This window comes from Kitasatospora sp. NPDC057940 (assembly GCF_042887425.1).
In the GTDB taxonomy this organism is placed as follows: domain Bacteria; phylum Actinomycetota; class Actinomycetes; order Streptomycetales; family Streptomycetaceae; genus Kitasatospora.
Window position 1 is genome coordinate 1 of the sequence record NZ_JBHVPH010000011.1, and the last position, 13,013, is coordinate 13,013.

The window sequence follows — 13,013 nt, forward strand, 5'->3', positions numbered from 1 at the left end:
AGGGGGGACCCTGTGGGAGAGTAGGACGCCGCCGAACAATCATTCACAGAGAACCCCCATCCGGGAAACCGGATGGGGGTTCTCTGCATTTCCGGGGCAAGGAACTTCAAGGCCTCAGAGCTGGAGCTTGAATCCGACGTGCGAGGGGACGAAGCCGAGCTTCTCGTAGAAGCGGTGGCCATCGGTGCGGGTCGACGCTGACGTAGCCGAGGCCGAAGGTGTGGCGGCCAGTGACGTGGCGCCAGGGGGTCATCGTGTCGTACGGGCGGGCGCAGCTGCCGGCCTTCGTGGCGGCGTGACCGGGGCCGGTGGGCGCCGAACAGGGGAGGAGCTGGAAGGTCTCGGCGCCGAGCCCTGTAGGCCCGGTAGGCCCTCGCCCTGCGAATCGGCCCTGGCCCGCTTGGCGGCCGTCCGGGTACGGCGAAGGCCGTTGACTCCCCCCTGGGGAGCCAACGGCCTTCGCGTGGTGGCGCCGGCTGACCGTCAGCCAGTCAGCTGTGCGGTGTAGGTCCACCGCTGGTTGGCCCCGCCGTGGCAGTCCCAGATGCCGAGTTGGGTGCCGTTGTTGATGGCCCAGCCGGGAAGCTCCAGGCAGCGGCCGGACTGCGGGTTGTAGAGGCTGCCGTCGTAGCGGCGCAGCCACTGCTGGCCGCCCTCGGCGGGGTTGCAGTCGCGCAGGACGACCTTGGCCCCGTTGGCGGAGGCGTTGTCCTGAGTGCCGACGCACTTGCCGTTGACGGTCATGGTGTTGTCAGGAGTGAAGGTGAAGTGCTGGTTGGCTCCGTTCCAGCAGTCGTAGATGGCGACCGCCGCGCCGGTTGAGCCGCCACCCCAGTCGTCGACGCACTTGCCGTAGGCGAAAGCGCTCTGGACGTGGACGCTGGCGTTGCCGGTGGCGAGGTTGTTGGCCTGCTGGTCGGTGACGGCGTACGGGTAGAGCCGCACGTCGCTGACCGCACCGTCGAGTCCGGCGGCGTCGGGGAGCTGGTGCGCGGTCTCGGCGCCGATGGTGAGCGGGCCGTCGGCCGTCCAGCCGTGCCAGTCGGCGTCGACCTTGGTGGTGCCGACGGCCTGCCCGTTGACGTAGAGGGTGATGGCCTGGGTGTCGGCGTTGTAGGTGCCGACGAGGTGGGTCCAGACGCCGACCTGGGGCGCGGCGGTGTCGCTCACCGTGTAGTACTTGGCCGGCGGGTAGCGGTCCTCACCGGCGAGGATGAACGACCAGCGGCCGAAGGAGGCGGAGTACTGGAGGTAGAACGGGCTCCGCTGGTTCCCGGTCTGGGAGACGATGGTCCGGAAGCCGTTGGTGTTGTTGATCTTCGCCCAGGCCGCGACGCTGTAGCTGCGGGTGGTGTCGATGCCGGGGCTCTGCTTGGTCTTGTAGTAGCTGCTGCCGTTGAGGGCGGTGGCCGCGCCGGCGACGTTGTTGTGGTCGGCGGTGCGGGTGGGGGCGCCGCTGGGGCTCAGCGGGTTGTTGATGCTGCTGTCGACGATCTTCTCGGTCCTGCCGTCCATGGCCCACCAGCTCGGGGCGGCGGCGGCACTGGCGGCGGTCTCGGGACCGACGTCCCAGGCGAAGGTGGGATGGGTGGGGTCGCCGGTGCGGTGGCCCCACCAGATCTGGATCCGGCCGTCGGCGTTGCGGCCCCAGAGGGTGGGAGCGCCGTTGCCGGTCAGGTCGCCGTCGGAGCCGAGGACGGGCCACGTCGCGACGGGGACGCTGCCGATCGGGACGGCGGTGGAGACCGCGGTCACCGTGGGCACGCTGATCGGGTTGCCGAACTCGTCCCGGACGGGCTCGCCGTCGTGTGTCGGGGCGTAGGTGCCGGTGGTGAAGGTGTAGGCGCGCAGGTCGCCGGTGGTGTGGTTGCGGGTCCACAGGCCGGGGTGTCCCTGGCCCGCCCAGTCACCCGGGGTGAGGAGGTCGAGGTCCTTCCAACCGGAGGCCGCCAGTTGCACGGGGGCGCCGAGGGTCTGGGCGCCGGTGGCGGGGTAGAACCACAGGCCGGCGTCGCTGCCGTTGCCGGTGCTCTCGACCGTCAGCAGACCGGTCTGGTTCTTGAACTGGAGCTTGGTGTCGAGGTCGCTGTGCGCGGGGTCACCGAGCGAGGCGACCTGCAGCGTCGTGGACCAGTCGGTGGCGTACGTTCCCGGCGCGCACTGCGGCGGCAGGCTGTCGGCGTCGCTGCAGTTGGGCTTGGCGAGTACCGCCTTGCTGTCGAAGCGGCCGGAGTATCCGGTGTTGCCGGGGTTGCCGTAGAGGTAGAGGTCCTTGCCGCCCGCCGGGTGGACGATGAGGTCGTCGACGTTCTTGCCGCCGGTCAGGGTGCCGCGGTGGGTGAACTGGACGCCGTTGGTCCAACTGCCGGTGGGGGAGTCGGCCGGCAGTGCTGCCAGAGCCGCGGTGGGGCTCTTGGCGAGGGAGTTGCCCGGCACGTTGTAGGCGCGGAGGTTGCCGGCCCCGTCGTAGGTGACGATGTCAGGAGCGCCGTCTCCGGTGATGTCGCCGAAGACCGGCGGCGGGCCGTCGGGGTTCCACGGCACGTAGAAGGCGTACTGGGTGACGGGGGAGACGTTCCCGGCGTCGTCCTGGGCCTGGATGAACAGGATGTTGGTGCCCCAGTGGCCGGCCATGACCGGGATGCCGCCGGTGGGCATGGCGCCGCCGCACTGCCAGCCGGCGCCGGCGAGCTGCGGGTCCCAGCTCCAGCGGAGGCACTTCACCCCGGAGGCGGCGCCGCCGTTGGGGGTGGGATCGGTGACGGTGACGGGGACGTACCCGGTCTGCCAGGTGCGGATCTTGGTGGTCTGCCCGTTGCCGGAGGGCGGGAACTGGGTGGCCAACGCGTTGTCGTCGAGCTTGTTGTCGACGCCGAGGACGGAGACCCGCGGAGGGGTCAGGTCGACACCGAAGCGGCAGACGGGGGTGGAGCCGGAGAGACCGACCAACTGGTCGCCGGCCATGATGCTGTAGCCGTAGAGGTGGCCGTCCTTGACGACGTTCGGGTTGACCGTGAAGGCGGCGTTGTCACCGTTGTTGACGAGGGGCGAGAAACCGCTGTCGACGTCGGGAACGCCGGCGAGGGTGTAGTCCCAGATGTGGGACCAGGAGTACAGCTGGCCCTGGACCGGGCTGCTGACGGTGGCATTGAGGGTGACGGCGCCGTTGAGGTCGGAACCGGCACCGAGCCAGCCCCAACTGTCGTTGTTGCAGCCCTGGGTCTGGCGGGCGGGGTCGGCGGTGTGGGGGACCGGGTAGGCGTACGGGTTGGTCGGGGTGTTCGGGGTGCGGTCGTAGGTGACGGTGAGCGTGGCGCCGTAGTCGAAGCGCTTGAACGCGTAGGCGTTGCCCTCGTCGGATGCCTGGAGACCGAAGGTCAGCCAGGGGTTGTTGACCCACTGAGCCACGGTCGGGCCGACGTTCCAGAACGTCACCGGGACGTTGTCATGGCAGGCGCCGCGGCCGGAGCCGGCGACCTGGGCGGTCTCGATCGGGCCGCCGATCGGCTGGGGCCGGTTGTTCCAGTTGGTGCCCGAGTCGATGGGGCGGTCGACCAGGTACAGGTCGACGCCGTAGGACTTGTTGCAGTCCCAGTCGGCGGAGATGTACTCGGCGAAGTCCAGCCGTGCGGAGTTGATGGCGGCGCCGTTCAGACCGCGGATGTCGATCTGGAAGTAGGCCCGCTCGATGTCGGCCGGGTTGCAACTGGGCGCGCTGGGGTAGCTGCCGCACTTGCCGACGCCCAGGTGGTCGCTGTCCGCCGGGCCGTTGACGTTGTAGTGCGTGGCGCCGGGGTGCGTGGACTGGACGAAGGTGGAGCCGTAACTGCCGTTGGCCCAGGGGATCCAGGCCGGGTCGATGAAGTACGGGGCGGTGCCCGTGGCGAGGATGTCCTGGTCCGGGGTGAGGTCGATGCCCGAGGACGTGGTGGCCACCGGCATCGTCGCGACCTTCGCGCCGGCACCGGGGCCTTCCGGGGTGCTCACCGAGGGGACCACCTCGCGGCCGCCCGCGCCGGGGGAGGCGCTGGGGGTCGGTGACGGCGCGGGTGTCCTGTCGGCCGCGGGCATGGCCGCAGCGCGGAAGCTCGCGGCCCTGACGCCCGGAGTGCCCGTCCGGGTGGCGTCGGCTGCGGTCGTCGGCGCGCCGGTGGCTGGAGCCTGCGGGGTGGAAGCGTTCGGAGCCCCGACGGCGGGGGTGCTGTCCCACATCCGGGGCGCGGGCGCGTGCCAGCGGGGACCGTCGGCGGCGGAGGCGGTCAGATCGTGGTTCTCGTCGGACGTGATGGTGACCCCGTCCGTGACGGTGCCGAAGTGGAGGTTCTTCAGCGCCGGGTCCGCCGCCGCCTTCGCGGTCTTGACGATCAGCACCGTGCTGACGCTGCCGGCCTTTCCGACCGTGACCTTCAGGTCGGTGTCGGCTCCGACGACCGCCGGGTAGAGCAGGCTGTCGCCCTGGACCTGGGGCGCGGGCAGCGGGAACGGCGCGGTCAGCGCCAGCTTCTTCCCGTCCGTGCTGGTCATGGTGGCCAGCGGACCGTTCCCGCCGCCGGACAGGACCACACCGGACGGGGTGGCCCTGGGGGCGAAGCCGCCGCCGGGACGCGCGGCCAGGGTGGCGTCCAGCGGGCGCCACTGGCCGTCGGCCTTCATCCGCTGCTGCTGCGGATGGCGCGACTCCTGCAGCTTGCCGTCCGGGGTGGCGTAGGTCTCGGTGAACTCGGTGGTCAGACGGTCGATCAGGACGTTCTTGCCGGTCGCCTTGGCCTGGGCGAACGCGGTGTCGTCGGCCGGCCGGTCCTTCGGACGGTCTTTGGCGTGCGCGGCATCCGCGGCCGCCATCAGCTCGGTCAGGGTCTTGCTGTCGGTGCCGCTCGGCGCGGTGTCGGCGAAGGCAGGCATCGCGGAGGACAGGACGAGGACGAATCCGGTCGCGGCGGCGGCGAAGCGCAGCCGGGACACGGCTCGACCGCGGGCTCTCGGGTGTTCTCTCGGTGGGCGTTCGGGCATGACGGGGCCTCCCCCGGAAGTGATGGTTGGTGCGGGCACCGCCGGGATCGGGCAATGCGCACAGGACATGCGCAACTTCGCCCAGGAAGTGAATATCCGTCAAATCACTCACGGGGCGATATGTCCGATTGGTGGGGTCGGCTGATGGTTTGTCAACCGGCGTGATGTATGCCACTTACAAAAAATTGATCTTGGACTCGACGGCGATGTGAACGAGTTCGTAAGGTCGCCGACGTTAATTTCGGCCGTTCCATGCCCGGATGCATGGTCAATTCCCTTAGGGAGTAGTGGTGTCACCCACTCGTCGTGCTCGATCAGCCAGGGGAAGGACCGCCCAGCGGGCGAGAAAACCCAGAACAGCCCTGTTCAGTGCATTGGCTATGATGGCCGGACTCGTCGTCCCGGCGGCCGGTGTCCCCGCATTCGCCATCGCTTCGGACGAGAACAGGATCTGGTCCCCGACGACCACTCAACTGCCGTCCACACCGTCCGTTCCGGGGAAGGATGCCAAGTCGGATTCCCTGGTTCCTTCGCGAACTAAGACTCCTGACTGGGTGCCACCGAAGTCCCCGATAGCCCCCCCTCACGGTACGTCCACCGTCGAGCTGGCAGCCGCGCCGTCGGCCGGCAGCCGGGCGGCCCGGCTGGACGAGGCCGGCCAGACCGTGATCGAGCCCTCCGCCGGCGTCTCGACCAAGGCGGGCGCCCTTCCGGTGTGGCTGGCACCCGTGGCCGCCGACGGCCAGGAGGCCACGCAGAACGACGTGCAGAGGGGCGCGCCCGTCGCGCCCGGCGCCAAGCCCTCGATGCAGGTCGAGGTCACCGATGCGAAGACCGCCGCGTCCGCGGGATCGCACACCAACCTGGTGGCGCTCACGCCGACCGACCCGTCGAACGCCTCCAAGCTGCGGGTCAGCCTGGACGCCTCCGCCTTCGGAGCCGGGCTCGGCGGCGACTGGTCCCAGCGCGCCCGCCTCTACACCCTGCCCGCCTGCTCCCTGACCACCCCCCAGACCGAGGGCTGCCTGGAGCGCAAGCCCGTCGAATCGCACTACGACGCCCAGACCGGGAAGCTGGTCGCCGACGTCGACCTGCCGGCCGCCGCTGCCGTCCCGGCCGCCCCGAAGGCTGGCGTGACGCAGGCCGCGTTCCGCACCGGGCTCACCGCCGGCGCGGCCGCACCGACCGTGCTCGCCGCCGACGCGCCCGCCGCCGGCGGGGCCGGCACCTACAGCGCCACCAGCCTGGCGCCCAGCCAGTCCTGGACGGCCGGCGAGGCCTCGGGCGCGTTCAGCTACAGCTATCCCGTGCAGTCGCCCCCGAGCATCGGTGGCGGCGCGCCGAAGGTCGCCCTGGGATACAGCTCGACCGCGGTGGACGGCAAGACCTCCTCGACGAACTCCCAGGCCTCCTGGATCGGCGACGGCTGGGACTACAGCCCGGGCTTCGTCGAGCGCTCCTTCCGTCCGTGTGCGAAGGATGGCATCACCGGCTCCGGCGACCAGTGCTGGGGCGAGGCCAACCTCACCCTGTCCCTGGCCGGCCACTCCGGCGAACTGGTGCCCGACGACGCCTCGTGTCCGAAGACGGCCGGCCCGGACGAGTGGTCCAGGTGCACCTGGCGGCTCAAGACCGACGACGGCAGCAGGATCGAGTTCCTGACCGGTGCCACCAACGGCACCTGGAACGGCTCGTACATCAAGCTGACCGACGCGGCCGGTGCCGCCTACTACTTCGGCCTGAACCACCTGCCCTCCGCCACCGGCACGCCCACCACGATCGGCCCGGACACCAACTCCGCCTGGACCGTTCCGGTGTACTCGCCCAACAGCGGCGACCCCTGCTACGACGCGGGCAAGGGCAAGGACTCCTGGTGCCAGACCGCCTGGCGCTGGAACCTCGACTCGGAGGTGGACGTATACGGCAACCTGACCACCTACAGCTACACACCCGAGACCAACTACTACGCGCGCGGCGGCGGCCAGAACCGGGGCAAGGGCACCAACACCGCCTACACCCGCGGTGGTGTCGTGGCCTCGATCGGCTACGGGCAGCTGCTGTCCGACCAGCTGAACGCCAACGGCGGCTACCAACCCGCCGCCCGGATCGACTTCGACTCCGGTGAGCGCTGCGTCACCGGCGCTGCGGCCTGCGACCCGGCCCAGCGCACCGCCGCCAACGCGGCGAACTGGCCCGACGTCCCGTTGGACAAGCAGTGCGCGCAGAACGACGTGTGCGCCAACTACGGGCCCAGCTACTTCACCACGAAGTGGCTGAACACCATCACCACCCGGATCCGCTCCGGCAACGGCTACCGCGACGTCGACTCCTACGCGCTCAACCACGTCCTGAAGCTGGTCCAGAACAGCACCGAGAACACCGCGGTCCCGTGGCTGGCCTCCGTCCAGCGCACCGCCAAGGACGAGTTCAACGGCCAGAAGCCGGTCACCCTCCCTGCCGTCACCTTCGCCGACGTCCTGCTGCCCAACCGGGTGGACGGCGCGGGCCCCTCCCGCCCCGCCTACAACCGGCCGCGCATCGCCTCGGTGACCACCGAGACCGGCGGTGCCATCAACGTCGACTACTACCAGGCGTCCTGCTCCCGCACCGCCGGGGTGATGCCGACGTCGGCGGACGACAACAAGCTCGGCTGCTTCAACGTCAAGTGGTACCAGCCCAACTCCACCGCCGACAGCAACCCGGTGGACGACTGGTTCCTGCGCTACCCGGTCAAGACGATCACCGTCGACCCGCGCTCCGACCTCGTCAAGGGCGCGCTCCCGCTGACCACCACGTACACCTACGGCGACGCCGCCTGGCACCGCAACGACGGCCGGTTCGTCGAGGCGAAGGACCGCACCTGGGACGACTTCCGGGGTTTCGCCACGGTGACCACCGTGACCGGCACCGGCAAGGACGGCGTCCAGGGCCAGAAGTCGACCACCTACCACCAGGGCATGGACGGTGACCTCACCGCCTCCGGCGCCAAGCGCTCCCGGACGGTCGCCGGCCCGATGAGCGGCCCGGTCACCGACAGCGACTGGCTCTCCGGCCAGGTCCTGGAATCGGACACCTACGCCCAGGCGGGCGCGACCGAACCGGTCGCCTACAGCGTCAGCACCAGCTCAGGCCCGGCCACCACCGCGACCCACGTGCGCGGCGACGGCCTGCCAGACCTCGTCGCCCGCTACACCTCCACCAGCAACGTCGTCACCGCCAAGGCCCGCAAGACCGACGGCACCTGGCGCACCACCACCGACACCACCACCACCGACCCGGCGCACGCCAACCGGCCCGTCACCGTTCTCAACCAGGCCGAGGGCACCCCGGACGTCTGCGCCCGTACCACGTACGCCACGGGCACCGACCCGATCATGACCGTGCTGGTCTCCGAGGCCATCTCGGTCTCCGGCCCGAACGCCTGCACCGCCACCCCCACGGCCGCCAACACCCTTACGGGTTCGCGGACCGTCTTCGACGGCGCAGCCTTCGGCAGCGCCGGCGCCAAGGGCGAAGCGAGCAGCATCCAGGTCCTGGAGAAGTTCGACGACTCCGGCAAGGCCCAGTGGACCACCACGGGCCTCAGCACCTACGACACCTACGGGCGCCCGGTCACCGTGACCGACCCCACCACCACCGACTCCGCCCACCCGGGCGGCGCGGCCACCACCACGGTCTACAGCTCCGCCAACCCCGGCGAACTGTCCAACGCGACGAAGATCACCTCGCCGGCCCCCGTCGGGGCTCCCGACGCGGCCTCCGGCCGGATCTCCACCGCGACCCTCAACCCCGCCCGGGCCCTGCCGATCACCGGCACCGACGCAAACGGGCGCACCGTCACCCAGGCCTACGACGCCCTGGGCCGCCTCACCGCCGTCTGGCTCGCGGGCCGGACGACCAGCGACAAGGCGAACTACACCTACAGCTACGCGGTCGGCAACGGTGCTCCCAGCAGCGTCACCACCGGCCGCCTGCGCGCCAACAGCAGCTACGCCCAGTCCGTCCAGATCATGGACGGGCTCGCCCGCGTGGTGCAGACCCAGGCCGACCCGGCGATCTCCGCCTACCACGGCCGGATGATCACCGACACCTACTACGACTCCCAGGGCCGCGCCAACCGCGTCAACAACACCTACTACAACGACCAGGCCGGCCCCGCGACCACGCGGTTCGAGCCCGAGGACGCCAAGGTCCCGAACCAGACCTACAGCGTCTTCGACGGCCAGGGCCGCGCCACCAGCGTCCAGTTCCGCGCCTACGGCGTCGCGCAGAGCGCCACCACCACGTCCTACCCGGGCGCGGACCGCACCGACGTCACCCCGCCCGCCGGCGCCACCCCGACCACCACGGTCAACGACGCCCGCGGCCGTACGACTCAGCTGTGGCAGTACCGGACGCCCGTCGCCACCGGCAACAGCGCCGACGCGGACGTCACCAGCTACGCCTTCAACCCGGGGGGCCAGGAAACCTCCCGCACCGACGCCGCCGGCAACACCTGGTCCTACACCTACGACCAACGCGGCCGCCAGACCGGCGCCAGCGATCCGGACGCGGGCAACAGCTCCACCACGTACGACGCCGCGGGGCGCGTGGCCTCCAGCACCAACGCCGGCGGTCAGACCATCGCCACCGCCTACGACCTGCTCGGTCGCAGGACCGGCACGTACCAGGGCACGGTCAGCCCGGAGAACCAGCTGACCGGCTACGCGTACGACACCGTCGCGAAGGGGCAGCAGGACAGCTCCACCCGCTACGTCGGCGGGGCGAAGGGTGCCGCGTACACCAACGCGGTCGTGTCCATGGACATCGGCTACCGGCCGACCAAGACCACCCTGACCATCCCCGGCAGCGAGGTCGGACAGACCAACCCGGTCACCTACACCACCAGCGCCAAGTACGACCCGATCACCGGGGCCAGGACCGAGGAGACCCGCCCGACCGTCGGCGACGTCTACTCCGAGACCATCGTGTACACCTACGAGGTCTACGGCCTGCTCTCGAAGTTCGGGGCGTACGGCGGCAAGATGTACGACCTCCAGTCGGACTACGACGCCTACGGCCGCAACATCCGCTCCACGATGAACCCGTGGGGCACCCAGGTCGTCACCACCGCCACCTACGACGAGCCGACCGGCCGCACCCTCAACCAGTACGTCGACAAGCAGACCTCGACCACCGGCACCGTCCAGAACACCACCTACGCCTACAACCAGGCCGGCCGCATCACCGCGGTCCGGGCCATCCCCGACAACACACCGAGCGCCACCGACCTGCAGTGCTTCACCTATGACCACCTCGGTCGGCTGAGCACCGCGTGGACTGACACCGGACGCCTCGACCAAGCGCCCGACCCGGCGGTGGGAGGCCAGGGGGCCTGCACCAACTCCACGCCCACCAGCGGCGCCCAGGCGCCCACCCGCAGCACCGTCGGCGGCTACGCGCCCTACTGGCAGAGCTACCAGTACGACCTGACGGGCAACCGCACCCAGTTCGTCGCGCACGACGCGGGCGGCGACACCGCCAAGGACACCACGGTCACCCAGACCTTCCCGTCCACCGGCACCCGCAACGCCCCGACCAGCGCGCCCAACAGCGGCGGCGGCACCGGCGGGCCGCACGCCCTGCTGAGCTCCACCAGCAGGACGGGCAACAACGCGCCCACCGCCAGCACCACCCAGTACGACGCGGCCGGGCGCACCACCGCCATCACCGACACCAACGGCACCGCCACCCTCACCTGGAACGGTGAGGACCGGCTGGAGTCGCTGGCCAGGACCGACGGCGGCACCACCACCTACCTGTACGACGCCGAGGGCAACCAGCTCATCCGCCGTAACCCCGGCAAGACCACCATCAACATGGGGGCCGACGAGCTCACCGTCGACACCAGCACCACCACCAAGCAACTCGCCGGCGCCCGCTACTACGACATACCCGGCGGCACCACCCTGGTCCGCCAGGGCGGCGGCAAGCTGACCTACCAGATCGCCGACCACCACGGCACCGGCGTGCTGGGCATCGACTCCGCCACCCTGACCGAGACCCGACGGCCCAACGACCCGTTCGGCAACCCGCGTGGTACCCAGCCGAGTACCTGGGCCGGGGACAAGGGCTTCGTCGGCGGGACCAAGGACGACGTCACCGGGCTCACCAACCTCGGCGCGCGGCAGTACCAACCGACCACCGGGCGGTTCCTGAGCCTCGATCCCATCCTCGACCGGGCCGACCCCCAGCAGTGGAACGGCTACGCCTACGGCAACAACGACCCGGTCAACCGTGCGGACCCCAGCGGTCTGCTCTCCATCGCCGACATCTTCGCGCCGCTCATCATCGCGACCGCGGCGATCACCTCGGTCGTGACCTTGGTAGCCAACCACGCCGACGCCATCGCGGCGGTCCAGCAGGCCGACGAGAGCGCACGGCGGGCCGAAGCCGCGAAGCAGAAGGTCGAAGCGGCGCACCACAAGGAGAACCAGGCCAAGCAGAAGGTGATGGGCGCCGGCAAGCAGCTGGCCAAGATCGCCGCCGACGAACTCGGTATCACGGACGCCTTCGACTGCGTCACCAAGGGCGACCTCGGTGCCTGCGGCGAGACCTTGCTCAACGTCGCCACCAGCTTCATCGGCGGTGGCCCGCTGGCCAAGCTCGCCAAGAAGTACGCGTTCCGCTGGGACAAGGCCTACGAGCTGGCCAAGACCATCAAGCGCCTCGCCAACGAGCTCTACGACGGCTTCAAGGCCTGGCGTACGGAGTCCAAGGCCGCCCGCGAAGCCGAACAAATCGCTGGCAGCTGCATGATCGGTGGGAAGAAGAACAGCTTCAGACCCGACACACCCGTCCTGCTCGCAGACGGCAGCAGCAAACCGATCAAGGACCTGAAGCCGGGCGACGAAGTCCTGTCGACCGACCCGCAGACCGACAGCACCAAGGCCGAGGCCGTCGCCGCCACCATCGTCACCCCCGACGACCGGCAGTTCACCGACCTCACCCTGGCCGCTGACGCGGAGCCGGCCACCGCCCTGACCTCCACTCAGCACCACCCCTTCTGGGACGAGACCACCCGGCGCTGGACCGGTGCCTCCGACCTCCAGGTCGGTGACCAGGTCCGCGCGGCCGATGGTACGTTCCTCACCGTCCAGGCCGTCCGCAACTACGAGACCGATCCGCAGGAAGCCCGCAACCTCAGCCTCGCCGATCTCCACACGTACTATGTGCTCGCAGGCGCCACGCCGATCTTGGTGCACAACGCCCGCCCACCCCGGCAGCGGCCCGACCCCAGGGCGATCGATGATGCCGGGAACGCCTACCCGCATTCGATGATCGTCAGGGAAGGTGGCGACACCGGCGACGTCAAGAAGTATTCCGAGTGGGCGCCCAATACCAATCCGAGGGATCCCCGGTCGTTCGATCTGGTCAAGCGATTCGACAGGTATGGGCCGGCGCACACCAATGCGGATGGGACGACGGTCCCCACTCCGCACATTAACGAGGCCGATGGCTCGGCCCGCCCCTTGGAGGACTGGGAGAAGCCGATGGGATGTCCGTGATCGTATGAATGCTCTGGAATTCCTTCAGTCCTGGTACGAGTCCCAGTGCAACGAAGACTGGGAGCATGAGTTCGGCGTTCGGATTGAAACGCTCGATAATCCTGGCTGGACGATCGAGATTGACCTGATCGATACTGAAATCGAAGGGCGTCAACTGAGGAAGACCAAGCAGGAGGCTCCGGGCGGCCGATGGATCTGGTCCTGGTCCGATGGCGAAAAATTCGAGGCATCATGTGATCCCTTCTCGCTGGAGAGCGCGATTCTCCGGTTCAAGGAATTTGTTGAGGATCGCATCGAGGGAACGTAGCTAGTCCCACGGACGGCCAGCAAACGCAGGTTGTCCGTCGACACCGCCCCGGACGTGGGGGGGGCCCCCCCCCCACCCCCGGGGGGCCCCCATTACCCCCAAACCCAAAGGCCCCCCCCCCCCCACCCCGTAACAGGCCCCCCCCCACC

Annotated in this window: 3 protein-coding genes and 1 pseudogene; 2 read left to right on the top strand and 2 right to left on the bottom strand. The window is 69.8% G+C overall.

Annotation, left to right across the window (positions count from 1 at the left end; genetic code table 11):
• Positions 1-114: 114 nt before the first annotated feature.
• Positions 115-204 (bottom strand): annotated as a pseudogene (locus tag ACFVTF_RS18645) (GNAT family N-acetyltransferase); the annotation flags it as partial.
• Positions 205-483: 279 nt separating this feature from the next.
• The gene (locus tag ACFVTF_RS18650; RefSeq protein WP_387814698.1) at positions 484-4,962 is read right to left on the bottom strand and encodes a LamG-like jellyroll fold domain-containing protein; all 4,479 of its coding nucleotides are present in this window, start codon (positions 4,960-4,962) and stop codon (positions 484-486) included.
• A gap of 602 nt (positions 4,963-5,564) precedes the next feature.
• On the opposite strand from ACFVTF_RS18650, the gene ACFVTF_RS18655 reads away from it, so the two are divergent.
• Both ACFVTF_RS18655 and ACFVTF_RS18660 read left to right on the top strand, forming a co-directional pair.
• On the top strand, positions 5,565-12,557 hold the full coding sequence (locus ACFVTF_RS18655; protein ID WP_387814700.1) for an RHS repeat-associated core domain-containing protein: 6,993 nt from the start codon (positions 5,565-5,567) through the stop codon (positions 12,555-12,557).
• Between the two features lie 4 nt (positions 12,558-12,561).
• The gene (locus ACFVTF_RS18660; protein ID WP_387814702.1) at positions 12,562-12,864 is read left to right on the top strand and encodes an Imm53 family immunity protein; all 303 of its coding nucleotides are present in this window, start codon (positions 12,562-12,564) and stop codon (positions 12,862-12,864) included.
• The last annotated feature ends 149 nt before the right edge of the window (positions 12,865-13,013 follow it).